Annotated in this window: 24 protein-coding genes; 6 read left to right on the plus strand and 18 right to left on the minus strand. The window is 40.9% G+C overall.

The genetic code is table 11. From position 1 onward, the window contains the following. Window position 1: 1 nt before the first annotated feature. The 3 genes from C6Y07_RS05285 to C6Y07_RS05295 all read right to left on the minus strand — a co-directional run bounded on the left by C6Y07_RS05285 (window position 2) and on the right by C6Y07_RS05295 (window position 9280). On the minus strand, window positions 2-7036 hold the full coding sequence (locus tag C6Y07_RS05285) for a DNRLRE domain-containing protein (protein WP_106156317.1): 7035 nt from the start codon (window positions 7034-7036) through the stop codon (window positions 2-4). Window positions 7037-7204: 168 nt separating this feature from the next. Beyond that, on the minus strand, window positions 7205-7993 hold the full coding sequence (gene blaBPU, locus C6Y07_RS05290) for a BPU family class D beta-lactamase (protein ID WP_060596701.1): 789 nt from the start codon (window positions 7991-7993) through the stop codon (window positions 7205-7207). Between the two features lie 123 nt (window positions 7994-8116). Then, on the minus strand, window positions 8117-9280 hold the full coding sequence (locus C6Y07_RS05295; protein ID WP_106156318.1) for an acyl-CoA dehydrogenase family protein: 1164 nt from the start codon (window positions 9278-9280) through the stop codon (window positions 8117-8119). A gap of 144 nt (window positions 9281-9424) precedes the next feature. Here C6Y07_RS05295 and C6Y07_RS05300 point away from each other — a divergent pair, with 144 nt between their 5' ends. From C6Y07_RS05300 to C6Y07_RS05315, 4 genes are read left to right on the plus strand one after another with little or no spacing between them, the layout of a single operon-like run. Next, entirely contained in the window at window positions 9425-10189 is a 765-nt protein-coding gene (locus tag C6Y07_RS05300) for an amino acid ABC transporter ATP-binding protein (protein WP_066030622.1), read from the plus strand. After that, window positions 10186-11046 (plus strand): amino acid ABC transporter substrate-binding protein, encoded by an 861-nt coding sequence (locus tag C6Y07_RS05305; protein ID WP_106036901.1) that lies wholly within the window; start codon window positions 10186-10188, stop codon window positions 11044-11046. Before C6Y07_RS05300 ends, C6Y07_RS05305 begins: the two co-directional genes overlap by 4 nt. Next, window positions 11043-11741: an amino acid ABC transporter permease gene (locus C6Y07_RS05310; RefSeq protein ID WP_095285488.1), complete on the plus strand. Its 699-nt coding sequence runs from the start codon at window positions 11043-11045 to the stop codon at window positions 11739-11741. Before C6Y07_RS05305 ends, C6Y07_RS05310 begins: the two co-directional genes overlap by 4 nt. A gap of 12 nt (window positions 11742-11753) precedes the next feature. After that, on the plus strand, window positions 11754-12467 hold the full coding sequence (locus C6Y07_RS05315) for an amino acid ABC transporter permease (protein WP_066030619.1): 714 nt from the start codon (window positions 11754-11756) through the stop codon (window positions 12465-12467). A gap of 37 nt (window positions 12468-12504) precedes the next feature. Here the strand turns inward: C6Y07_RS05315 and C6Y07_RS05320 are convergent, their stop codons facing one another. From C6Y07_RS05320 to C6Y07_RS05350, 7 genes are all read right to left on the minus strand, one after another. Beyond that, window positions 12505-13335, minus strand: a complete 831-nt coding sequence (locus C6Y07_RS05320; protein ID WP_066030618.1) for a manganese catalase — start codon at window positions 13333-13335, stop codon at window positions 12505-12507. Window positions 13336-13459: 124 nt separating this feature from the next. Continuing rightward, window positions 13460-14500: a 2,3-butanediol dehydrogenase gene (locus C6Y07_RS05325; protein ID WP_034661461.1), complete on the minus strand. Its 1041-nt coding sequence runs from the start codon at window positions 14498-14500 to the stop codon at window positions 13460-13462. Between the two features lie 70 nt (window positions 14501-14570). Further along, a complete protein-coding gene (locus C6Y07_RS05330) occupies window positions 14571-15791 on the minus strand; it encodes an MFS transporter (protein ID WP_066030617.1) in 1221 nt (406 codons plus the stop codon). A 371-nt stretch (window positions 15792-16162) separates the two neighbouring features. Further along, complete coding sequence (locus tag C6Y07_RS05335; RefSeq protein ID WP_106156320.1) at window positions 16163-16915, minus strand: SDR family oxidoreductase; 753 nt, start codon at window positions 16913-16915, stop codon at window positions 16163-16165. 41 nt (window positions 16916-16956) lie between these two features. Further along, the gene (locus C6Y07_RS05340) at window positions 16957-17730 is read right to left on the minus strand and encodes a class I SAM-dependent methyltransferase (RefSeq protein ID WP_106156322.1); all 774 of its coding nucleotides are present in this window, start codon (window positions 17728-17730) and stop codon (window positions 16957-16959) included. A gap of 98 nt (window positions 17731-17828) precedes the next feature. Further along, window positions 17829-19043 (minus strand): formaldehyde dehydrogenase, glutathione-independent, encoded by a 1215-nt coding sequence (gene fdhA, locus C6Y07_RS05345; RefSeq protein WP_106156324.1) that lies wholly within the window; start codon window positions 19041-19043, stop codon window positions 17829-17831. Window positions 19044-19472: 429 nt separating this feature from the next. Then, window positions 19473-20075, minus strand: coding sequence for a class I SAM-dependent methyltransferase (locus C6Y07_RS05350; protein ID WP_065098495.1), 603 nt, complete (start codon window positions 20073-20075; stop codon window positions 19473-19475). Between the two features lie 267 nt (window positions 20076-20342). On the opposite strand from C6Y07_RS05350, the gene C6Y07_RS05355 reads away from it, so the two are divergent. After that, window positions 20343-20468 (plus strand): YjcZ family sporulation protein, encoded by a 126-nt coding sequence (locus C6Y07_RS05355; protein WP_106048532.1) that lies wholly within the window; start codon window positions 20343-20345, stop codon window positions 20466-20468. A gap of 42 nt (window positions 20469-20510) precedes the next feature. Here the strand turns inward: C6Y07_RS05355 and C6Y07_RS18855 are convergent, their stop codons facing one another. The 7 genes from C6Y07_RS18855 to C6Y07_RS05385 form a co-directional block, all read right to left on the minus strand. Beyond that, window positions 20511-20672, minus strand: a complete 162-nt coding sequence (locus tag C6Y07_RS18855) for a hypothetical protein (RefSeq protein ID WP_212040727.1) — start codon at window positions 20670-20672, stop codon at window positions 20511-20513. A 166-nt stretch (window positions 20673-20838) separates the two neighbouring features. Then, window positions 20839-20973, minus strand: a complete 135-nt coding sequence (locus C6Y07_RS05360) for a YrzI family small protein (RefSeq protein WP_008342648.1) — start codon at window positions 20971-20973, stop codon at window positions 20839-20841. 446 nt (window positions 20974-21419) lie between these two features. Beyond that, a complete protein-coding gene (locus C6Y07_RS05365; RefSeq protein WP_041815772.1) occupies window positions 21420-21650 on the minus strand; it encodes a YrhC family protein in 231 nt (76 codons plus the stop codon). 72 nt (window positions 21651-21722) lie between these two features. Then, window positions 21723-22871, minus strand: a complete 1149-nt coding sequence (locus C6Y07_RS05370) for a bifunctional cystathionine gamma-lyase/homocysteine desulfhydrase (protein WP_034661473.1) — start codon at window positions 22869-22871, stop codon at window positions 21723-21725. Between the two features lies 1 nt (window position 22872). After that, the gene (locus tag C6Y07_RS05375; protein ID WP_106156326.1) at window positions 22873-23796 is read right to left on the minus strand and encodes a PLP-dependent cysteine synthase family protein; all 924 of its coding nucleotides are present in this window, start codon (window positions 23794-23796) and stop codon (window positions 22873-22875) included. 45 nt (window positions 23797-23841) lie between these two features. Continuing rightward, a complete protein-coding gene (mtnN, locus tag C6Y07_RS05380) occupies window positions 23842-24537 on the minus strand; it encodes a 5'-methylthioadenosine/S-adenosylhomocysteine nucleosidase (RefSeq protein WP_034661478.1) in 696 nt (231 codons plus the stop codon). Between the two features lie 15 nt (window positions 24538-24552). Next, complete coding sequence (locus C6Y07_RS05385) at window positions 24553-25194, minus strand: class I SAM-dependent DNA methyltransferase (RefSeq protein ID WP_106031258.1); 642 nt, start codon at window positions 25192-25194, stop codon at window positions 24553-24555. Between the two features lie 186 nt (window positions 25195-25380). Here C6Y07_RS05385 and C6Y07_RS05390 point away from each other — a divergent pair, with 186 nt between their 5' ends. Beyond that, a complete protein-coding gene (locus tag C6Y07_RS05390) occupies window positions 25381-25584 on the plus strand; it encodes a YrzA family protein (protein ID WP_034620637.1) in 204 nt (67 codons plus the stop codon). Window positions 25585-25622: 38 nt separating this feature from the next. On the opposite strand, the gene C6Y07_RS05395 is transcribed toward C6Y07_RS05390, so the two are convergent. Beyond that, a complete protein-coding gene (locus C6Y07_RS05395) occupies window positions 25623-26288 on the minus strand; it encodes a YrrS family protein (RefSeq protein WP_034661482.1) in 666 nt (221 codons plus the stop codon). Between the last annotated feature and the right edge of the window lie 47 nt (window positions 26289-26335).

Raw genomic sequence — 26335 nt, forward strand, 5'->3', positions numbered from 1 at the left:
ATTACCACTTCCCTATATACTGACCTTTACTGTTAAAGCGGTAATGCACTTTAACTTTACCATTTTGTGGTCTTACTTGTCTTACTTTACCACGATGATCAATAGTTTCATGCCATGTTCTCTTTTTTCCTGTTTTATAATTCCATTCTCTTACTACTCTTCTGCCCGCCATTTCCCCTTTTTTCTTAGCCGGTGTTACGTGGCCATAGTAACGGTAACGTCCCCCAGATAAATGCCTAACTTTTGCCTTGCCATATTTTTGTGATTGCTTATAATGTTCTTTTAATTTGCTATGCCTAGCAGCATTGTGGGCAATATTTGAAGATCGTTTAGCACGCTTTACTACTTTTAACACCTTAAATACCTTCCCAGGTCCAAAATTCGAAGCTGCTGCTAAAGCTGCGCCTTTCCAGCCCTTGCCTGATTTATAAGCTTTGTATCCATCATATACCGAAAATCCTGCATTGACAACAAACCATACCCAATGGCCGTCTGGGTCTACATTCATGACTGGGTTGTTGTTGCCATAGGTATATCCGTTTTGATCTAGTGCATCTCCATCGCTTCCTGGGTCTGGATCTAGTGATAGGAATACTCCGTTTCTCGGTTCATAGTAGCGGGCGATTAAATAGTAAAGTCCTGTTTCTTCGTCGAAGCGGTAACCTGCATAGCGATATGGGTTTCCTTTTACTTCTTCATCTTCTTTTACCTTTGTTGGGACGCCCCATGTATCGTATTCGTACTCAGCAACGATTTTCCCTGCACTATTGGTCATGGCAATGACATCACCGTGTGCATTGTAGTGATAGAAATATTTGTTTCCATTTTGCGTGAATGATAGGAGTTGTCCACTCTCACCGTATGTGTATGCTTTTGTGACTTCGTTGTCTCCATCTGTTTCGTATAAAACATTCAAGCTGTCGCCGTCATAAAAGTAATTGGTGACTTTTCCATTCACTGTTTTTTGAATTCTATATCCACGCTCATCATATTTGTAAGTGACAAATGGCTTGTCTTCGCCTTTTTTCTTGATGGCCGTTATGTTATCTTCTGCATCCCATTCATAAAGGAATTGTCCGTCAGACGTTCGGTTGCCATTTTTGTCATAAGTTAAAGTCTCATCATTTACCTTTGTCAGTTGGTTCATGATGTTGAATGATGCGTTGATTGTTTTTTTTGTGCCATTTTTTTCAGTCGTAACTGTTTTTCTGTTTCCAAACCCATCATATGTGTACTCAATGACCGTGCCATCTGGATGACTTTCTTTGATCAATTGATCTAATTTTCCATATTCATAACGAATCTTCCCGTTGCTTCCTTGATCAACCGTTATTCTGTTTCCATTTTGATCATATTCGTAAGCTTCGTTTAAGATCGTCGTGCCTTGGCTTGTTCCAATATGCAAATTGTTGATTAAATTGCGCTCATCATAAGCAAAACTAGCACCACTGCCGTTACCTGTAATAAAGGACTGGACATTTCCATTTTCATCATAATCAAACGAATACGTAGAACTCGAATCCTTCATCTGCGTCATTTGATCAAGCTTATTGTAACTGAATTGGTTCGTCCCTTTTTGATTTCCGTGTGTCCACTCAAAAGATTTTAGTTTATCTGAATCGGCTGGATACGTCCAAGTTTGACTGCTGCCACGCTCTGTTAACTTTGTGATGCGGTTTTGTTGGTCGAACGTTCTGTTTTTGGTTGTGTTTTGTTCTTTGTTAACAACCGTTGTTTCGTTTCCGTTTTTATCATAGCTAAAGTTATATTTTTCTGTCCCATTGTATGACTTGGATTTCACTCGGTCTGTTCCATCATACGTGAGAGACACTTCATGTCCATTTGCAGAAATGGTTTTGATTAAGTTGCTATTCGCATCATATTCACTTTTCAACACATTCCCTAATGGATCAATGGTTTTTGTCAATTTGCCCATTAGGTCGTATTCGAATTGATACGTCTGATCTGACTCTGCACGAATGGTTTTCGACTGTTCATTGCCCTCTTTATCATACGTTCTCACAATGGATGTCCCGTTAGATAAAGTGATTTTCTTCAGCTGATCAGCCTGGTCATATTCGAATGTTGTTTTTTCGCCTTTCGCATCTGTTTCAGAGAGTTTTTTGCCTGTTTCATCGTAGGCAGATTGAGATGAGTAACCAAGCTCATCCTCTTCTTTAACTGCATAGTTCCCTTTCTCGTCGTAAGTGGTTTTCGTTAACAGACTACCTTCTACTAGACGGATATCATCAAACCAAACCGTTCCAGTCGCGCTTTTTTGGAAAACAATCTGCACGTCGACTTTTTTCAATGGTTTTGTTTTTGGTATAACAACCGCCGCTCGGTTCCACTCTTGTGTACCGGTTGGAAATTTCGCATTAAACGTTCCTGTTGTGCCATCTGTATACGTAACGGACGCTTGAAGTGAGTAATCATTTTCATTTGAGGCTTTGACATTTTCAGCCTTAGACATCCCAGTCAGGGTGACATACATAGATTGATCATTCGCACTTTGTTCAATCGGTACAGATTGTTTATAGATGGCATTTGCTTGAGATGAAGATGTTCTGGTCATTTTTAACGAAACGTCATCATTAAAGCCTTCTTCATTATCTAATGAACCACCTGTTCCGCTCCAGCTTGTTGTTTTATCCGTAAAGGAATTATTTTTGACTGGATTATAACTTGATGAAACTTCGCCTTTTTCCAGCTGAATCTCATCGAACCAGGCTTTTCCTTTTCCAGCCTTATCTCGATGATCTACTTCCATATAGATCACAGCTTTACCTGCATGAGACGGCGTCGTAAACGTGACTTGGCGTTTTGTCCAATCGTTTTTGCCTGATAATGTGCTGTAACCGTTGCTGATCCATTGAATTCGTTTGTTATTTGTATCTCTTAAATCAATGTTAAAAAATGCTCTTGCTTTCGTTAGCTCTGTCTTTATTTTTCCATTAAGTGTATACGTCGTATTTGGCTCTAGTGTCACTTCTTGAGTAGCAGAAGAATAGCCAAGTTCTGTTCCTTCAGTTGTCGATTGTGAACTGATTTCTAATACCCGGCCGCCAGATAACACACCACTTTTCCCAGCTGTTTGCGCTAATTTCCCGTCATCCTTAGATGCTGTAAGCTTCCAGCCAGTTAGCGTATCTTCAAAACTGCCATTTTTTAATATACTCGCACCTGCAGCAAGTTCTTTACTCGTTTGTACCAAATTCCCGTACGAGTCATAAATACTTGCTGAAGACATATTTCCACTTTGATCCGTTTCAGATACAGCATCTAATCCATCATAGGCGATATCTGTAATATCTCCTTCTGTATCTTTCACTTTAGTGACATCATTATTTTTGTTATACTCGTAGGTTTCTGTCCCATAAGCATCTTTCGCCTGAATGACGTTGCCATTTTTGTCATACGAATAGCTTTCTGTAGCTTTTCCTTTCTCTACATCATTTGGGTCAGTTTCTTCTACGATTTGATTGCCTTCATATTTCGTTTTAGTGGTGATTTTAAGCCCTTCCGCATCATCTACAACTTGAATTGGATTGGCTGCTTCGTTATACGTATACTGTATTTTTCGCCCGTTTGGCTGCGTTAGCATGAGTGTCTTTTTAGATAAATCATATGCATACTCAAAGGTTTCTTTTTTTGCATTAATTGCCTTGACTAAACGATGATTTTCATATTGATATTCTGTAAAAACAGGCTGATCTTTTGTACTGTTTTGAGAGAATTGTTTAATCAATCTGCCTTCTTTATCGTATTCATATGAGATACTTGTTCCATCTGAATCAATGACTTTCGTTAGTAAACCTGCATCATACTCATATGAAAGCTTTTTCCCTTTTGGTCCTTGAACCGAAATGATATGACCATCTTCATCATAATCCATTGTTATTTTTCGGCCAGATGCATCTTCCATTGAAGTGAGCTGATTGTTTTCGTTATATTTGTATGTCGTTGTATTTTTATGTCCATCTACAACCTTGGTGATCTTCCCACCGTTTTTACTAAAGTGCGCAAAGGTTTGATCCTTCGTTTTTAACATGTATTCATCTTTTGATTCCGTTAATTCAAGGAAAATACCTGTTGGTGGTTGATACGTACCATCTGCTTTTTTTGTAAAAACATGAGTTGTGGCATCTTCATCAAGATAGATGGCCCCTTCTTTTGTTGGCGTGATACTCGTTTCTACATCTGCGTACCACCCTTGACCAAACAGGTGGTCAGCTGCATCTAAACTATTGTAGGTTCGACCCATTCCAAGTCCTGGTCCTCTTCCATCAATCGACATTTCTTCTTCACTGACAATCACATTCCCAGTTGCACCATTAAGCTGACCGTCTGATATATCAATAATCGACCAGTAATCCTCTGTTCCAAGGAATTCGGCCCCTTCATGGAATGTCGGGTTAAAGGCTGGTGTCGGAATCGTTTCTCCATTTGCATCGTAGGCGGAAAGGGTAAAGGAGTAGTTCTTGCGTCCTTTATAATTTCCATTTGCATTTTCATATACTGGTGATGGGTCTAGCGCTAATTCTCCACCCTTTCCATCTGTATGAAGCACATATTTCCCACTTTTAACTTCAGTAGGAGTCGGCCAAATATTCTTGTTTTGTGTTGTCCAATGATCGACATCACCCACATCAAATGATTGATATGCCTTACCATTATAGATGTTAATTTTATATCCTTTTGCATTTTTCACTTTGTCCCAATGTAAATTGATATAACCTGTTTGGCTCTCTTTTGTATTGGTATAAGCATAACCAGATAAAGCTTTCGGTCTAGATAAATCAGGTAAAGTTGGTCCAGCTGGCGGTGAAGCAATAGCTTCTCCATCTTTATTATAGGCAATCACTCTGAAGGAATAATGTTTTTGAGCCGCATCTCCTCCAGCATTTTTGTAAGTCGCACCAGGATGAATTGGAAGCTCTGCCCCTTTTTCATCTTGGAGGTGCAATGCATATTTACCTGCTTTGATCTCAGCAGCTGTCGGCCATACTTTTTTCCCTTTTGTTGACCATGAAGTTTGATTCCCAAGATCCAACGTCTCATAGCTTTTCCCATTAAACATTTGTATTTTATAACCGGTCGCACCGGAAACTGAATTCCAAGAAAGATCAAAGTAACCTGTTGCATTATTATTATTGAATCCTTTTGTACTAGGTGCTTTCGCTCTAGCCACATTCGGCATGACAGGTTTTACTTTTGCTGACATTGCGCCTTCACCTTGGTCAAAAATCGCACTTACAGCTACCCAATAATTTTTACTTGTTGCATAATTGCCACCTGAGTTTTTGTAAACTGGGGAAGGATCAACTGCTAATTCAGTTCCACCTTTTCCGTCTAAATGAAGTTTATATTTTTTAGCTGCAATCTCGCTTGCTGTTGGCCATATATTCTTTCCTTTTGTACTCCATGATGCCACATTTCCAACTGAAATGGCTTCATACTCTTTTCCGTTGTATAACCACACTTTGTAGCCTTTTGCACCAGCTACCTTTTTCCAACTTAAATTGAAGTAGCCTGTACCATTTCCATTACTAAAACCTTTTACAGTTGGTGCATTTGCCTGTGGAATGGTATACGTTACTTCAATGACTGGTTTATTGGTAGAGTTTGTTGATGAGATTATTTTTTTCCAATGGTCTTGCCCATTTCCATTTGCATGTAATTTAAAGCCATAGTTAGCTGTTCCGCTATTCCAAGCTTTGATGGTTGAAGTCACATCATAGCTCGCCCATTGTCCTTTATATACATTGGCTTTGCCGATGTTTTTGGAGCTTGGTTTATTGTTCCACGTTAGTTTTGTATGATCATAGTTGGCATTCACTGTATCCAGCCAAAGACCAGTAGCCTTCGTCCCGTAATATGAATGAGCAACATATGTTTTGAGCGTCGCTTTCGTTACATTCATATTTTGAATCGGTTTGAATGAGTTAAACTTCATGAACGCATAGTTTGTACCAGTTGTTTTATCGTAATAACCTGTTTTGAGTACATAACTTTTAAGTTTAGCGTCCCATTTTTGCGTAGAGGATGAATAATTTGTTGTTGGGTACTTACTCATGATAAATGTGTCTGCTGATACAGATAAAGAAGTCGAAGGATCGATAGACACAGGATAAACTCGTTCAGGATCTTTGAGCCATTTTTCATCTGCTGTCACATGAAGTAAATAGCCATCGTCTTCTTTTTCTAATTTAAAGCTCACATCTTCTGAGCGAGCCACTTCACCTGACTTTTCATCTAAATTAGAATCAGTCATAAACGGTTTCGGGACTTGAAAAATGGTCCGTTTTTTCTGATCGTAAAATGTAATAGAACCGTCTTCCTCAATTTCCCCAGTTAGATCTGTCTTTATTTTAAATGTAAATGAATTGTAGCCATCATATTGATTGAGTACAATATCTTCCTTGATGTTTTCATTAAAGGTGAATGATTGTAAATCTATATTTGGAAATACCTCTTCATATGTAAGCTCGTTGGTGTTCTCTTTAAATTGTGCAGAGGTATCTTTGGAATTGATTTCTGATTTGTTTTTCCCTGAAGCTTTTAAAATTGAAAATTCAATTTGATGCTTCTTGTGTTCAAATGTCGCATATAGTCCTTGTTTCATTTGCTTTTGAAAAGTAGTTTCTAATTTCGCATTTTCTGTTTCTATTTCTTTTTTCGAGATCGTCTTTAATTCTGGAGAGATGGCCTCCCATTCTGCATCTGGAGCCTCTTTAATATGAATAGGATCAGGATACACCTCTTGTGTAAATACACCCTCTCCTTCATAAAAAAGTTTGCTGTTTTCTGTTCTTTCTGAAAGAACTTCTCCGTCTTTTCCAATTTCATCTTCGTCAATTCCTGCCATTTCCAGGGCTTTTGAATCATCAAACTCTTCTAAGCTGTTATGACTTGATTTTGTATTTTTGTCATGTTCTTCTGCAAAAATATCAGAAGGTAACATTGATAAAAGCATCACAAAGGCTAGTAGTGCCGCGATATTCCTTTTCCATTTTACTTTTCTTTTTAGGTTCATATTAATCTCCTTATCATATATTTGTAACATTTGTAACATTACGCCATATATAATAATACATTTGAAATGATACTTCAATATATTTCTATAAATATATCATTCTTTCAAACTAATCCATATATCATCAACTTATCTATATATCCCCTTTTTCACACATAAAAAAGCACCCTAAACGGATGCTTCTATCAAATGATATTTTTTCAAAATGCGATAGGTAATGTCTTTTGCTTCTATGCCTGTGCCTTTGATATTTGTGGCGAAGATGTAGGTTTTGTGTTCATGTTTGATAAAACCTACGTACCAGCCGATGTCTGATCCGGAGCCTGTTTTGCCGTATAGGGTGGCATGTTTCTCTTCTTCTTGTACCATCATTCGTTTGACTGTTCTCATGTTCTTTAGGTCAAATGGAAGAGTCTCTTCATATAGCTGTTTGAGGAAACGAACTTGTTCGATGGGAGAAATTCGCAGGGTACTGCTTAACCAAAATTGATCGATTCCGCCAGATATGTCTTTGTTCCCATAATGAATGGCTTTCACCCAATGATTCATGCGTTCTTCTCCAATGTCACGCGCCATGGCTTGATAGTACCAGACGACTGAATCTCTCATGCCAGATCCTAATGTATGATCTCTATTCCAATTGTCAATCTCTCTTTTTACGCCATCCCAATATTTGATGTGGTATTCATCTCTCACTGCGCCTGTTTGGAGTCCGATTAAGGAGTTTGCTACCTTAAATGTCGATTGAGGTGCAAAGCGCTCTTTCGCTCTTTTTTTGTTATACACCCAAGGGGACTTTTCTTTTACTTCTTGAATCACAAACGTGCCTTCCCGATCTTTCATGAATTCATCTACTGACCATGCTGGTGATGCTCCTTCAGTTGATGAAGGCTGGCTTATACAAAGTGCCATCAGCATCATGCCAGTAATGAGCCATTTTATATACTTTTTCTTCAAAACAATCGCTCCTTTTCCCATGATTCCATTGATTGTAGCATGTTGAGCGATGAGATATAAGGTACGCTTGTCCTCTTTTCTTTCAAACAAAAAAAGCCGGTTCATCCGGCTTTTTGCTGTATATTAGCTTTCTTTTTTCTCTTCAATGGCCTGTTTCGCCATTTTTGATATCGTCATATCGTCCATTGGCGGGTTATGGAGCCCGGCACGAATATCTCGATAGTAGCGCTGCAGTGGACAGTCTAGGCTTAAGCTTTTCGCACCGACTAAACGCATAGCTTTATCGACAACTTGCAAACTATGATTAACGACAGTATGCTTCACAGCACCAAATTCATTGATTAACAGCTCTCTTTTTTCTGGCTGTTCATACAATGTGGTCGTTGAGTAGATGACGTGGCGTGCTTGCTTTAATAGTAAATCGATTTCACCAATCAGTGTTTGGACATTTGGCAGGTCACTAATTGTGCCGTTGATGCTGTTCGGTGAATGGGTGATGGCATACTGAACAGCATAGTCTCTTGCCGCTTGCGCAATCCCTAAATAGCAGGAAGGAATGTGTGCAATCCAAGGATTTAGCGTACCACCGCGTGGCCCTTTTTGCACCTCAACAAGCATGTCATCTGAAACCTTCACCTGATCTAAGATTAAATCATGACTTTCAGTTCCTCTCATGCCCACAACATTCCACGTTTCTTCTATTGAAACACCTTCTGTCTCACGATGAATTAAGAAGAAGCCCATGGCCTCTTTTTCTTCAATCCATACGCCGACTAAAAAGTATGTAAGTGCTGGTGACATCGTTGTGAAAATTTTACGCCCATTGATGATCCACTCATTACCTGATCTAGTGGCTGTTGTCCCAGGCTTCCCGCCTCTTGTTGGACTGCCTGTCTGCGCCTCGCTCACAGCACGGTTGACAAGGGCGCCCTTCTTCACTTCTTCCGCAAAGAATTGCAGCTGCTGCTCATTCCATTGTTTCTTTTCGTAGATTTCGCCTACAACCCCTTGGTGCCAGCCGATGGATAAGGCAGTCGCTCCGTCCATACTGCCGAGCGTCTCTTGAAACAGAACCATATCCTTCACAGATTGACCTCCGCCTCCGTATTCAGCAGGAAGAGACAACGTCGTATAGCCCATCTCTATTAATGATTCAATGTTTTTTTCAGGAAAATAAGCGCCTTCATCGTGTTCTTTTGCCGTTTGTTCGATCGTTTCACGAAGAGATTCTAGTTGATGAAGCCATGTTTTTTGAAAATCGGTATCAACAAATAATGCTTTAGACAAAACGTATCCAACTCCTCTGTATCTCACAATCTATCATATCTGATTTTTCCAATCGGAATAAATAAAACATACTTTACTTATAGGATTTAATGTGTTAAATTTTATCAATATTAAGTACATATGTCAAAGGAACGTGATGCTTTTATGATTTCAGCTACTAATCTACATAAATCTTATGGGCAGACCCATGTGTTAAAAGGCATTGATTTCACCGTACAAGAAGGTGAAGTGGTCGCCATTATTGGACCGAGCGGATCAGGAAAAACCACCCTTCTCCGCAGCTTAAACAGCCTTGATATTCCAGACAAAGGAGAGCTGACAGTTGGTGAAGCCACGATTCAATTTGAACGATATCATAAAAAAGATCTGCTAAAACTCAGGCAGCAATCTTCCATGGTGTTTCAACATTATCACTTGTTTCAGAATAAACGAGCACTTGAAAATATTACAGAAGGATTGATCGTGTCTCAAAACATGTCTAAAAAAGAAGCAGAAAAGGTCGGAGAGCAATTTTTAACGCGGATTGGACTGCTTCATAAAAAGGATGCATTTCCGAGTGAATTATCCGGCGGTCAGCAGCAGCGAATTGGCATAGCCCGCGCTCTTGCGATGAACCCTTCAGTGCTTTTGTTTGATGAACCTACGTCGGCACTGGACCCAGAGATGGTAGGAGAAATTCTTGAAATGATCAAAGATATTGCGAGCCAAGGAATGACAATGGTCATTGTGACACATGAAATTTCTTTTGCAAAGGACGTGGCGGATACGGTGATCTTTATGGCAGATGGCGAAATCGTTGAAAAAGGCTCACCAGAAGACGTCCTGTTGAAACCACAGCATGAACGAACGAAACAATTTTTATCAAGGATTCATCGCGGAATGTGGCAAGGATCGGAGAAAGACAAATGAAGCAAAAGACAGCATTCATGATGTCCGGTGTCCTTCTGTTTCTCCTTTCTCTGATTGGCTGCAGCAGTGTGAAAACCACGACAGATGACGGCAGACAAATTGTGAAAGTCGCACTGAGTGCAGAGGTCAATCCACCCTTTTTAGCAACAAATGACCGAAACGAACCGATTGGCTATAACATTGATTATTTAAATGAAGTGGAAAAGAGGCTTCCCCACGTACATTTTGATTACATTTTTGGCGAGGAAGAATCCAATTTAATCGGTGTAGGCGCAGGGAAGTTTGAAATGGCGGCTAATTGGTTTTTTAGTAACCCTGAACGTGAAAAGCGGTTCCTTTACCCTAAGGTCCCGTATGGCTATTCGATGACAGGTTTAATTGTGAATGAATCAGACAAGAAGATTCGATCGCTTGATGATATGACATCTAAAAAACTGGCTCCTGTCAGTCCTAGCGGAGGCTTGCGTTCGATATTAAATCAATATAATAAAGAGCATGATCCGGATATTCCACTGACGACCATTGAAAGTCCTTCAAATGAACTCAACTTAAAACGTGTTGAAAGCGGACGGTCCGATGCAGCATTTATGAACATTTCAACCTTTGATACCATTCAAAAGCATTTGAACCTAAAGGTCAAAGTTGGCGGCATTGTGTCAAAGGAGCCTATCTATCTTGTCTTACAGCCAAGCGAGAAGCAGCTTGCAGCAGATTTGGACCGGATCACACAAGAAATGATTGATGATGGAACACTGCCTAAGCTTGCGAAAAAGTGGTTTGGTGTTGATTTCTTTCAAAATATTGATGACATCTCAGAGCAAGGGGATCAAAATGAAGAAAGGAAGGAAGCGTCATGACGTTTACAGCTGGAGATTGGCTGCGCATCTTTTTACAGGTGCTTGAACGCCTGCCACTCACTTTTCTCATTATTACGGTGTCATTGTTTTTTGCTATCATCATCGGGTTGCTATTTGCTTTCATTCGTATCAAGCAAATCCCAGTGCTGAAGCAATTGGCTGTTATCTATTTATCTTTTACACGAAGTACGCCTTTAATTGTTCAGTTGTTTTTGATTTATTTTGGACTGCCTCAGCTTTTACTTGTCGCAGGGATTCAAATCAATCATTGGGATCGTGTGTTATTTGTGATGATGACGTTTTCTTTACATACTGGCGCTTATTTATCTGAAGTCTTTCGCAGTGCGTATTCATCTGTTGGGAAGGACCAGCTGGAGGCCGCCTACATTGTTGGGATGACAGATACACAGGCCTTGATCAGGATTATTATCCCGCAGGCCTTTCTCATTGCACTGCCAAACCTCGGAAATTACACCATTGATCTCGTGAAAGACACAGCGATTGCCTTTACAATCGGACTTATTGATATCATGGGACAGGTGAAGATCATTTTAGGAAATAACTACGGGATCGGCATGTTTGAAGTGTACGCGATCATTGCGATTGTGTATTGGCTCATTTGCATGAGCATTGAACTGATCACCATGCTGCTTGAAAGGAAATTTGTAAAAGGCCGCACCAGCCTGTCACGTTAAGGAGGCGATTTGATGCAAACCATTGATATTCAATTTGCGATTGACCAAGTACCTCATATTCTAAAAGGCGTTCCTTTTACTTTATTGATTGCACTCGTTTCCATGGCTGTGAGCCTTTTGCTCGGATCTGTTTTTGCTTTCATTCGTCTCTTTCGCATTCCTGTACTCAGGCAGCTTGTGACACTCTATGTCTCCTTTTTTAGAGGAACGCCTCTTATTGTTCAGCTGTTCGCTTTCTTTTATGGACTCCCTTTTGTTCTAATCAAAGTGAGCGGTACATTCGGGCTGACCTTTCATTCAGATATGGTCTCCCCATTAGCTGTTGCCCTCATTACCTTCAGCCTCCATTCAGCCGCCCATTTAACAGAGGTGGTTCGGAGTGCACTCCTTGCGGTAGACAAAGGGCAGCTTGAAGCGGCAAAAATTGTGGGTATGACGACGCGCCAGGCGATGATGCGCATTATTTTGCCGCAGGCCTTTGTGGTCGCCTTACCGAATCTAGGCAATCAGCTCATTCAGCTATTAAAAGCCACCTCTCTTTCGTTTACGATTGGAGTACTTGAAATCATGGGGATTTCCCGAATCATTGCGAATGACGGCTATCAGTTTTTAGAAACGTACCTCGTCTCTGCTTTGATCTATTGGCTGCTGAGCATTTTCTTTGAACTCGTTTTTGCCTTGTTAGAGAAACGTGTCAGCGTGTACGGAAGATCTCTCGGACGTTAAAAAAGCCGATCAGGCTCAAATACCTGACCGGCTTTTTTTATTCGCCTTTTTTCGGTGTGTTAAACAGTTCCTTTGGTGCGGGTTTTAGTTTTGGTGCGGAACCGAACACGACTGGTGCAGAAATATATCTGAATTCCCCTTTTCCATCCATGCTTCGGCCATATGCCCATCTGCCTTCCTTGCTTGCTTCTCCTCTTGAGAAGTTAAACAAATCGTAGGATACTTGCTGTTTTTCTAGTGAGCGCGGGAAGGTGGTTGGTACGACGACGTCCCCTTCTCGTTCTTCTAATTCTTTAATGGCCGCAAGCCACATATTTTGATGATATGTATCACGAGCAATAAGAAAAGAAAGCATATCCTTCACGCCGGGATCATCGGTCATTTCGTAGAGCCTTGTAACCTGAAGCCTCCCTTGTGATTCTGCATTTAAGTTGGCCCTAAAATCAGCCATTAAATTTCCACTTGCAATGATATACTTGGCATTCCACGGATACCCTTGACTATCTGCTGCCATAGCTCCTAAACCGGCAACAATTGCATGCTGAGGATTCATTCCACCCATGACAGCTGCAAGTGCTGGATCACTTTGATACGCCTGTTCTTGTTCTTTAACCGGTGCTTTATCTAGTAAACGCGCGATCATCGTCGCCAGCATTTCGACATGACCAATTTCCTCTGTCCCTATGTCAAACAATAAATCTCTGTATTTTTGATCTGCCCGGCAATTAAAGCCTTGAAATAAATATTGCATCATGACACTAATTTCTCCATATTGTCCGCCTAATACTTCTTGTAGCTTTTTCGCGTAAAGCGGATCAGGCTTTGAGGGCTTTGCTTCATATTGCAGTTCTTTGATGTGATAAAACATGATGTCATCTCCCTTATCAAAACATCTTTTCACTTATCACTATTCAACCACATGCCTCTTTATGAAAATGAGTAGAATATGTGCACAAAAAAAGAGAATGGCCTCTGCCATTCCCTTTGTCATCCTACTCAGCACTAACTAAAATTTTCACTTGATCTTTTTCATTGATTAATGCATGGAAACCATCCTCGATCACATCGTCCAGCTTGATTTTTTTCGTGACGAGCGTATCTGCAGAGAAATAGCCTTTTCTCATTAAGTTTAATACAGATGGGAATACGTCTCTGTAGCCGATAATTCCTTTGACTGTACGTTCTTTAATGACAATGTCATTTGGCAGAATTTCTGCGCCTTTTTCCCAAATGCTCACAATGACTGTTTCACCTGAAATTCTTGTTGATTGGATTGCTTGCTTCAATACTACAGGTACACCTGTCACTTCAAAAGAAACATCGACGCCACCGTTTGTACGGCTTGCGATTTCTTGAACAACATCTTCATATTGAGAAGGATCAACAATGATCGCTCCAAGCTCTTTAGCTTTTTCTTGGCGTTCTTTAGATAATTCTACTGCGTAAATATCAGTAGCACCAGCTGCTTTTAATGCTTCAATGACAAGTAAGCCAATTGGTCCGCAGCCAAACACAGCCGCTGTATCCCCAGCTTGTACTTTACTAGAACGAACAGCATATAAAGCAACTGCAGAAGGCTCTACAAGCGCACCTTGCTCATATGAGATTTCGTCTGGTAATAAATGAAGTAATTCTTCATCGACAGATACATATTCAGAGAATCCACCGCCGCCTCCGGCAAGTCCTAAAAAGCCCATGTTTTCATCTAAGTTGTAAGCACCTTGGTGGCCGTGAGTCGCAAAAATAGGCTCAACAACCACTCGGTCGCCTACTTTGTAATTGCTCACGCCTTCTCCTACTTCAACAACCTCACCAGAGAACTCGTGTCCCAGCGTAACGGGTGCTTTTTCTTTTGTAAGTGGATGAGGTTCATTCACTGGAATGAAAATCGGTCCTCCTAAATATTCATGTAAATCACTACCACAAATGCCGCACCATTTTACTTTTAGTTTCACTTTTCCTGGAGCAACTGTTGGTTCGTCAATTTCCTCTAGTCGAATGTCCTTTTGATCGTGCCAGCGTAGTGCTTTCATGTGTAAGACTCCTTTTCTCATCAATTTGATTAACTTACTTAAATAATCATAACATAATTTTTTTAATTTTCTAAGTAGGATGCACTATTTTTTTGACATTCAATGGACGAAAGATGACAAAACATAGTAATAAACAGACAAGAAGCATACATACACACCCGATGACAACGGAGGTTCGGATTGATAAAACATGTGCAAGTCCACCAGAGACCCCTGTCATCATCATCGTCAGAATGGCTTCAACCAAAGCATAAAAACTGGCTACCCTCCCCATGACCTCTACCGGGATATTCGTTTGATAGAAAGTCATAAAACCTGTGTTCGCAAATGCTAAGAAGAATGCTAGTATAAAAAAACCAACAGCGGCTACAAACAATGTGCTGGAAAAAGCATAAATGAGATAGCCACATGCAACAAACAAACTGCCAATCCCAAGCATGATCGAAACAGGCAGCCTCTCCACAATCACCGAATTGAGACCTGCGCCTGTGATGATGCCTGCCCCAGCTATACTGACAAGAAGGCCATATTCTGTATCAGTCAGCAGCAGCACTTCTTTTGCAAAGGCTGTTTCAAGAGAGTCAATGGCAGTAGGAAGTACCGTGATGGCGGCACTAAACAATAAATACACCGCCATAATCTGGCGTGATGTCAAACTAAACCGAAGAACAAGCTTCGCATCCTCTTTTAACATTGAAAGGGAAAAGCCGTTTTGGCCAGCATCTTGTTTTAGCAAATTCGGTAAACACATCGTTAACAGAGCAGATATCAACAAGCAGATCGCATTTATATAAATTGAAAAAACAGGTGTACCGATTAAAAAAAGCAGACCTGCTGCTGCGGGTCCAAGTAAAAATCCACCCGATTGTAATAATGAGCGAATGGCATTAAACCGTTTTCGATTATCCGCCGGGATCAATCCTGTCATATATACCATCGAAGCTGGATGAAACATCGCTTGTGCCATTTGAATAAGAAACACCATCACATACAGGATCAGCAGATGTCCTGAAAATAACGCAAAGGGTACACATGCGATCAGGATAGCCCGGGTGATATCTAAGCTGATCATCACATTCCGCTGATTCAGCCTGTCAACCAAACTGCCAGACCAGCTGTTCGTCAAAAGAGCTGCAGCCGGTCTCAGCATATAGACGGCTGTTACAGCCAGCACAGAGCCCGTTTCTTGAAAAATGAGCAGATGGAGAGCAATCATATAAATCCATTCTCCTATGTTCGCAATTCCGATGGCTCCAAGCAGCAAACTCATATCCCGCCAATGTTTTTTCATAGCTGTTCCCCCTATTTGTCATAAAAAAATCCCGCCCTCAAGACATTTCTGTCTTAAGGACGGGATTTACTCCGCGTTGCCACCTCAGTTTATTCATCTGTTGCCAGATGAACCTTAGCAGGTCATCATGAACCCATCTCTGTAACGGGAGAATGTCGCTGCACCACCATCCGAAGGAATCCGGTGCAGAGCTAAGAGGCTTGGTTCCATCATGCTTCCCAGCTCCTTCTCAGCTTAACGGAGTTCTCTGTGCGGGACAGCTATGATGTACTCTTCTCTATTTGCGCTGTGTTTTTATTTCATCACGATCTTCAGCTGAATTGTTACATATTGTACTGCGTCTCGGTCAAAGCGTCAATGTTTTTTTCAAGTTAATCAGCATAGATCATCTTTCTGGTCATGCCGCCATCAACGACTAAATCTGTACCCGTCACAAATTGATTGTCTTCATCTGTTAAATAAAAGCAAGCCTTCACAATATCCTTTGGCGTCCCGACTCGATTGGAAAGATGCTGCTTGTGGTCGACCTCTCGAAGATTCTCCTCATCCTTCGTTTCAATCCATCCAGGGGAAATGCTATTCACCGTGATGTGATCCGGGCTAAAAGAAGCAGCCAAGGCATGAGTCAGTGCTGATATTCCGCCTTTTGATGCAGCATATGCTTCCGTATGAGGCTCTGACATGGTCGCGCGGGTGGATGAAATGTTCACAATAGAACCGCCTTTTGGATTCTCTTTTATATAATGTGCTGCTTCTCTTGCACATAGAAAAGTCCCTCTTAGGTTCGTATGTAACACACGATCCCACTCATCGACCGTTAATTCATAAGGCGATACTGTGCACATGACACCAGCATTATTGATGAGGATATCAATCGTTTTGCAGCGCTCCGCTGCAAACGACATTAAGTGTTGAATATCCTTCTCTTGTGTCACGTCCGTTTTTTTAAAATAAGCTTCTAACGATTCTTTTTTCAGATCTTCCTCCAAACGCTTGCCCTTCTCTTCATCTATATCTGCAAGCACCACACGCGCTCCTCCTTTTGCATAGCCCCAGGCGATCGATTCACCAATTCCATTGGCTGCGCCTGTGATGACGACGGTTTTCCCTTTAAAATGTAGCATATGATTGATTCCTTTCTATAACTAATATGAATGAAGTACTTTTATTCTTTCCTGAAAAGAGCGATCCAGTCATCCACCTCTATTGATTCTATTTTTTCCTCTGTCATTTTTAATCTATAATATTGCTTTATTTTCTCGTTAGCATCTAACAAGTATTCTGTAACAATCTCTTCTTCCTTTAAAGTTTTCGTTGTGCGCTTGACCCATTCTTGAAAAGGATAACGTTTTTTTCGTTCCATTGATCTTACTTCTTTTATTCCCTCTTCTAAAAACAATTTCCTCCATTGTTCTGTAGATAGACAGGACACATGACTTGGGTCTCTCAATCGTTCTAGCTGATTGATAAATAGTGCAAGCTCTTCATCATTTGGCGAAACATTATCAATAAAGAAAAACAGACCATTTGACTTTAATACGCGAGACGCCTCTTTGGCGAACTGTTCAGGGTGCGGGAAATGGTGTGCTGCAATTCGGCATGTGACCATATCAAAGGTTCCATCTAAAAAAGGAAGGCTTTCTGCATCCGCTACTACATAAAAAATTTGTGGATACGCTTTTAAATGAAGTGATGTATTAGAAAGCATCTCTTTCGTTAAATCTGTCGCAAACACTTGATTCACATATGGAGCCAGTGCTTTTGCGGTATGCCCGCCACCTGTTGCTATATCGAGTACGATCCAGCTTTTTTCTGGAGCTGCCCATTCAACAATTAGATCTAGGTCTGCTCCCTTTGCATGAGTTTGACTCGTCACATACTTTTCTGCATTTCTCCCAAATTGTTCTACAACTCTTCTTTTAGCCTGATCTGAATTCATCTGATTCCTCCCCTTTGAAATGGATTTGTATATTCTATGTGATTTCCCACAATAAAGAGCCGTCCCATTTTATTGAGCGGCCCCTTCCATGTTAAAAATTATCGAGAAAGCATTCCGTGCGGGTCAATCACAAATTTCTTCGCCACACCCGAATCAAAGTCGCTGTATCCTTGAGGAGCTTGATCAAGGTTAATGACGGTCGCATTTACCGCTTTGGCGATTTGTGCTCTTCCGCTTAAAATGGATTTCATTAGACTGCGGTGATATTGCATGACAGGGGTTTGACCTGTCACAAAGGTATGGGCTTTTGCCCAGCCAAGTCCAATTCGCACTTTCAGAGAACCAACTTTTGCATCAGCATCCACGGCACCTGGGTCTTCTGTGACGTAGAGCCCTGGGATTCCGAGCTTACCGCCAACTTTGGTAATATCCATAATTGTATTTAAAACGGTTGCAGGTGCTTCTCCTTGATCTCCATGACCTGACGCTTCAAAGCCGACACAATCGACGGCACAGTCAACTTCTGGCTCTCCTAAGATATTCGTGATTTGTTCGCCGATTCGATCATGTTTTCGTAAATTGATCGTCTCACAGCCAAAGCTTCTGGCCTGCTCCAGCCTTTGTTCATTCAAATCACCGACAATTACCGCAGAGGCGCCAAGGAGCTGAGCGGAATGTGCTGCGGCAAGACCTACTGGCCCGGCACCAGCAATATATACAGTCGAACCAGGCTTTACTCCAGCCGTATAAGCACCGTGAAAACCTGTCGGGAAAATATCGGAAAGCATCGTCAGATCAAGTATTTTCTCCATCGCTTGATCTTTGTCTGGAAATTTGAGCAGCTGAAAATCTGCATATGGGACCATGACGTACTCGGATTGGCCGCCAACCCATCCGCCCATATCGACGTATCCATAGGCAGAGCCTGGACGGTCCGGGTTTACATTTAAGCACACATGAGTTTTTTGTTCCTTGCACATGACGCAGCGTCCACAAGCAATATTAAATGGAACGGACACAAGGTCTCCTTTTTGAATAAACTCCACATCTCGTCCAACCTCAACGACTTCACCTGTAATTTCATGACCAAGGACTAGTCCTGCAGGCGCAGTGGTACGCCCTCTCACCATGTGCTGGTCACTTCCGCAAATATTCGTCGTCACTACTTTTAAAATGACGCCATGCTCACATTTGCGCCCCACATTGGCTTTCGGTACACCCGGGCCATCTCTTAAAATCAAATCAGGGTATCCAATATCCTCAACTGCTACATTTCCTGCTCCTTTATAAACGACACCTTTGTTTCCCGACATGTTTTCATTCCTCCCTTTTTGTTTAAAAATGAAGTCTCTACAATTTTCTCTATTTATGAAGCAATTCCCTGCTTCAAATGGCACAATGGATGAAAAAAAAAGCGAAGAATGTCTATCACGGAGAGAAAAATGTATCTTCCAGTCAAATAAAAAAGAAAATATTGAAAAAAAAGCTAAACTTTTGAAGAACGGTGTCGATATAAGAAATAAGCCAGACAGGTATCCTTAATCGACAAACAAATTCCTTATATATACTATCATTCCTTACACACCTGGCTGGCGCCTACATAACATTGAAAAGACTCTTCTGATGAAGAGTCTTTTTTAACTTTGCGTCCCATCAATCACGGATACAATTGTAAGCAAAGAGGCTCCTCTGACGAAGAGCCTCTTTTTAAACGCTTGTTCATTACCTGGGAAATATTTTCATCATTTTAACGCTTTGATACAGATGTATGTATCATAGTGATAAACCGAAACTTCTCTAAAGTGATACGCTGAAAATAGGCGGCTGATCTCTTGTTCACTATACGATGAAAAAGATTGTGACCGTTTTTGTTCCTTCATCAGTTCCTGCTGTTGGAAAGATAAGAATACTTCTCCATCCACTTGAAGAACGCGGTACACTTCCTTCATGACCTGCTCAATATCCTTCAAGTAATAGATGGTCTGCACCGTAAATAATTTATTGAATGATCTGTCTTCAAAAGGTAAATGCTCAGCTTTACCAAGAGTCACGACGGCTTTATCCTGTTCCACAAGCTTCTTATGTTTTCTTTTTGCATATTTGATCATATGACGAGAGGCATCCACTCCATATACTTTACCGCGATCAAGTTTTTCTGCTACCTTCGATAATGTCATGCCTCTTCCAGTCCCGATTTCTAAAATCCGGTCGTTTTCTTGTATATTTAAGAGTTGAATCGTCCATTCATTGATATTATGATGATTTTTTTCCATATAGCGGGCAACCCATTTTGAGAACAAGCCTTTTGGTTCCCTCATTTGTTTTCCAATCCAGCTTTGAATCAATGTTAACACCTGCTTTGCACCAGTAAATAAAACTATTTACGAATTTTCTTACTTTTCATATCGGCTCTCGCCTAACAAAGTTTAAGACCTAGTCCTAATTAGTTGTCATTGATTAGACGGCATCTTTTCAGAAAATGTTTCGCAGAACTTTTAAAAATTTTGTTCTGAATAGGCGTTTTCATTAATTGTGCTCAGATTGATTTCGTTTTCTGCATGAGCTGCATATTTTATGAATGTATCTTGATTAGATAAAGGTGGTGCTAGATTATGGGCTTTGGTGGCGGTTATTCTGGAGACTGCGGTGGTTACGGTGGCGGTTTTGCAGGCGGATTCGCATTGCTTGTTGTACTGTTCATTTTGTTGATCATCATCGGTGCAAGCTGGATTTGCTAATGTAAAAGGAGCAGGAAACGTATTGTTTCCTGCTCCTTTTCTTTAATACCAATAAGTTGGATAATTGTAATTGTACATATAGCGTCTAAGCATTTCTTGTTGCTCTCTTTGCATTCGGTATGGATTGCCGTACCCGTGCTTTAAGGAATGCGGAATGGACGTATACCCGTGCCCCACTGACGGAAACCTCATATATGGTGACATCGACATTCATTGATCACCTCACAATCTCCTTTTACGGATATCATATGTGCAGATGATCAATGTGGAGCGTGTCTAAACCTGGTCCTTCTCCCTAGTATAACAATCAAGCATTGCAAGCATCATAAACATGTCAATCTCCTCCTTTTCCAATTTTTCTTTTCCTGTTTTAGTTCATATACTTTAGTTGTTTCTGCTTCATTTCTTCATAAAATGTTTCGACTTGTTGTTCATAAAGAACGGTCTCAATGTCTTTGTATTTACGCTGAATCGTCAATGTAATAAAGAATAAATGGATTGTCATATACGCTCACCTCCCTTCAGTTCGCAGCATGCGAAATAGCCCGCAGATCTTCTTTATCAGTTGACCTGCGGGCACACAAAAATGCAGATCAAAAGACAATGTCTTCCAACCTGCAATGGATGATGCGTGAAATCCTCGTTTACTTAAACAGTTTTGAAGCGTGCACCGTATAAGGTAAAGGAAGGACACGAGCTCTTCCACAGGCTGATGACATGATGAAATTGTTGGTTGAATTGATCACAAGTAGATACGAATAACATATTCTTCAGCCTCCTTTACGTTTTTTAATTACTTTGTAAGTATATCCAGCAAGCACCATTTTGTAAACCTGTTTTTAGTAATATAGATGATTTTTGTGTTTTTGACTAAATTTCTACAGTTATTCTTGTCCGTTTGTCCAATACAATCAAAAAAGCCCCCTCACGTATATGAGGAGACTTTTCGAATTAATCTTCATCTAGTTCTTGCAGTTTCTTTTGAAAAAAGATCGCGCGTCTGACACAAAGAAAAGCAGCTAATAAGAAAACACAATCAATTCCCATCATCAGCATTTTTGGAGATGCTTCGATGTGCTGGTTTGGTATGATCGTACCAATATATAAAAAGGTGCTGACAGCAAGCAAAATAAAAGCGTACTGCTTGTAATCTGTCACTAAACCACTCCACTTTTTCTTCACTTGAATCACCTTCCTGTTTAACATGTCTATTGATAGCTTAACATAGTAAAAGAAAGGTAGTGGCATGTAAATCTATCCATTCACTAGTGCGTTTAGTCCTTGCTTCATATCATTCAGTAAATCATCCACATCTTCAATCCCGACGGATATACGAATTAAACCATCAGTAATGCCAAGCTCCTCCCGGCGGTCTTTCGGAATGGACGCATGAGTCATTCGAGCAGGAACAGAGATTAAGCTTTCAACCGCTCCAAGGCTTTCTGCGATTGTAAACAGCTTAAGCTGGCTTAAAAACACATCGACATGTTCTTCTTTTCCAATATCAAAAGAGATCATTCCGCCGAAGCCTGATGCTTGCGTTTTCGCAAGTTCATGTCCAGGGTGAGCACCAAGACCTGGGTAATAAACACGTGTGACCGCTGGATGTTGTTCTAGAAACTCAGCGATTTTCTGCGCATTTTGTTGATGTGCTTCCATTCTTAGTCCAAGCGTTTTGATCCCTCTCATGAGAAGCCATGAATCCTGCGGTCCAAGAATTCCACCTGTAGAATTTTGAACAAAATGAAGTTCTTCTCCAAGCTCTTTCGTCGCTGTTACAACAAGCCCGCCTACGACATCACTGTGGCCGCCTAAATATTTAGTGGCACTATGGAGGACAATGTCCGCCCCATATTCAATCGGTTTTTGGAAATAAGGTGTAAAAAATGTATTATCAACAATCATTAAGATGTTGGCTTCTTTTGTCAATTGGCCGATCGCTTTGAGATCAGTCATTTTCAGTAAAGGATTGGTTGGTGATTCAATGTAAACCGCTTTTGTTTCGGGTAAAATTGCTTTTTTCACCGCTTCAGGATCACTTGTGTCCACAAAGGTCGCATGAATGCCAATACGGTTTAGTACCTTTGTAATGACGCGGTAAGTTCCGCCGTACACGTCATCTGTCAGGACAATATGATCTCCGCTGTTAAACAGCATCATGACTGCCGTAATGGCAGCCATCCCTGAACCGAATGCGTAGCCGTTTGCTCCCCCTTCAAGATCACGAATGACGGTTTCAAGTGCCGTTCTTGTTGGATTCGCTGTTCTAGAATATTCATATCCTGTATGTTCGCCTGCTTTCGGCTGCTTATATGTGCTCACTTGATATATAGGCACAGACACAGCTCCCGTTTTTTCATCACCAGTTGTTCCGCTGTGTATCATCATTGTTTTTGGTTTCATTCTATTTTCCTCCCTCATAAATTCCTTTACTTAAATAGCGTTCACTGCTGTCAGGAAAAATGGTGACAATGACTGTCCCAGGTGCTGCCTTCTTTGCTTCCTCTAAAGCGGCATATAATGCGGCACCTGAAGAGCTTCCAATGAGAACGCCTTCTTTTTCAGCAGCTTCTTTCACCATTTGGAAAGCATCATCATCACTGACCGTATAAATCTCATCGAATAAAGCAGATTCCATATAATCTGGGATAAATTCAAGGCCGATTCCTTCCGTTCTATGCGGGCCCGGATCTCCTCCATTTAAAATCGATCCTTCAGGTTCGACAACAATTGTTTTTAACGCCGGATGCTGCTCTTTTAAATAGGCAGCACACCCTTGAAAAGTTCCTCCAGATCCCGCTCCTGCTACGAATACATCAATGTTTCCTTGTAGGTCGGACCATAACTCTGGGGCAAGCGTTTTATAGTAAGTCAATGGATTTACTTGGTTTTTAAATTGTAAAACGCAATAGGCATTGTCAAGGCTTGCCTCTAATTCAAGAGCTCGATCAATCGCACCCTTCATGCCCTCTTTTCTTGGTGTATGAATAATCTCTGCACCGAGCGCCTTCATTAGTTGTTGTTTTTCTTGACTAAAATGTTCTGGTACGCAAAAAATGGTACGCAATTGATGCTTTCTTGCACTGAGGGCAAGACCAATTCCTGTGTTTCCAGCAGTTGCTTCAATGATGGTTCCGCCTGAACGCAATTTGCCTGATGCCAATGCTTCTCTTATGAGCATATCACCTAAACGATCTTTAATACTTCCACCCGGATTCATCATTTCAAGCTTTGCATACACCTCTACACCATCTGGGATGCCAATCCCTGACAGCTTTAAAAGCGGTGTGCGGCCAATTAATTCTGTAATATCCTTTATGACAGCCATATGATTCCCTTCCTTTGTATGGAAAAGAAGGGGGAACCCCTTCTTTTATTGAGTTTGCTTTATCATACGCAAGACAAGGTCGGTTGAGTGAATCGCTGCTTGCTCAAGAAATTGATCAAAGGAGACATTGGATTCTTTCCCTGCAATATCAGATAGCGCTCGAACGACAACAAATGGCGTTCCAAAGAGCTGGCAAACTTGTGCAACAGCTGCGGCTTCCATTTCCACCGCATATAGTTCTGGAAACTTCTCTCTCACAAACGCTACACGATCCGGATCATTCATAAACGAATCTCCTGTTGCAATTGTTCCTTTTGCCACTTGAATATGATCGATCTCTAAAGCCGATTCCTCTGCCAGCTTCACAAGCTTTTCGTCTGCAGCGAAAGCAGCTGGCAACCCTGGTACTTGTCCGTATTCGTAATCAAAGATTGTCACATCCACATCATGATGTCGAACATCAGTAGAAATGACAATATCCCCTACATTTAATGTGTGATGGAAACCGCCAGCAGATCCTGTATTGATCACATAATCCGGCTGAAAGCGGTCAAGCAGAAGTGTTGTGCTGACCGCTGCATTTACTTTTCCAATCCCTGATTTTAATAAAATCACTTCTTTATCTTCATAAACACCTGTTGTGAATTCACACCCAGCGATGTTTTCTTGTGTAGCATTCTTTAGTTGGTCTCTTAATATTGTCACTTCTTCTTCCATTGCACCTATGACTGCGATTTTCAAATCAAAAACATCCTTTCATTCCCTTTTCTTCGCTTCTACGATCCAAACAAAATCATTCATTTGATGAAAGGACGTGCTAAAACCTTCTTCTTCAAAGATTTGCTTTAGCACATCAATGGATGGATAATATTCCGTTTCTAAATCCTCAGCAAGCTGATCGAATCCTGCGGCTTTCGCTTTGTCGATTTCCGCTTGATGTGCTGCTTGATTTTGAAACATTGTATCAGCAAAGACTATTTTACCATCTGAGTGAAGGATGTTGCTATAGGTGTGAATGGCTTGTTTTTTTTCTTCGTCCGTTAAATGGTGGAAAGCATATGAACTGACAATCGTATCCGGCTCAAATGGCGGCGCTGGAAATGATAAAAAATCCCCATCATGAAACACATCGGGTACTCCCTTTTGAAGAGCCGCTTTCTTCATGGCGTCTGATGGTTCAACACCAAACACGTTCTTATCAGCTGCAAGCAGTGCCACTGTTAGATTACCCGTGCCGCTTCCAAACTCAAGGACATATTGACCTGAACGTTCTACAATCTCTTTTAAAATGGCCGGATACCGGCGAAACACTTCTTCATACTGCTCGTCATGACCACTTACCGTGTCGTCATAAGACTCAGCCCAATGATCAAATAAAGAAAGAAACTCACGTCCCATTTTCTTTCCCTCCACTTTATCTATTTATTCCTATGCGTATAGTATGCTTTAATTCGTCGAACAGTTCTTATCCTACCACATCTTCTGTTTCTTTCCTACTAAAAAATACTGGGAGGGGTAGAAAAATATTTGCCCTTTTAGAGGAGAGAGATTAAGATGAATGGAGAGTATGGAGGAGTGAATCAAATGGATTTTCAGTTGGATTTTCTAAAGGATAAAATTGAATTCTTTGAAGCATCGTCTTTAAAAGAACTTGAACAAAAGATCCAAAAACAAATTGAACATAATCAGGCAATCTTGCTGACTGTTCATTCTGTCAGTCATCAAACAACTGTGATTGATGACCGGATTTTGTATACAGCGGTTGTTCATTTTAAGGCGAATATCTAAATAAAAAAGATAGCATGGCTGCTATCTTTTTTTCATGTTTATTTTAATTTTTCAACCTTTACAGGTTTCCAGCCTTTTTCATCTACCCATGTGATTTCCACGCGGTAGCGTTCACCTGATGATTTGTCACGGATGGTTCCCTTTGCATCTTGAGGACCTCCGTTATTTCCTAACCAAAGAACCGTCATTTGATCTTCTGAAATCCCCGTCGCATAGGACATGGCTTTGATCATTTCTTTCCAGTCTTTTGAGTTAGAATCATAGGTTGCTGTATGTGAACCGGATTGCTCTGTTCCTACAGGCTCCCAGTCATCGCTTTCATATGTTTTGTCTACGTCACTCGTTTTGCCGCCGTCTGTTTCTTTGGCGTCTTTTAACGCATCTTTATTAGGCTCTTCTTCATCATCTGTCTTCTTCGTATCGTCGTCTTGATCAGATGAGTCCTCTTTTTTTGCATCTGAATCATCGGATGTGTCTTTCTTTTGATCTTTCACATCTTCTTCTGAGTTTTGTTTATTTTCACTTGTTGCAGGCGCCGTTTTTGATGGTTCTTTCGCTACATCTGTATCTTTCGGTTTATTAAAAATTAACAAACTCGATGCGACAACCAAAATAAGCACCACAACGATACCAATTAATATGTTAAGCACCATATTCGCCTTTCTGCGCTTATCACGATGTTCAAATCGAGAATTTCTACTCAAAATCTCTGCACTCCTTTGCCTCGTTCCCTAAGTCGTTACTATTCTAA

It is taken from the genome of Bacillus sp. LNXM12-1 (genome assembly GCF_003004375.1).
GTDB lineage: Bacteria > Bacillota > Bacilli > Bacillales > Bacillaceae > Bacillus.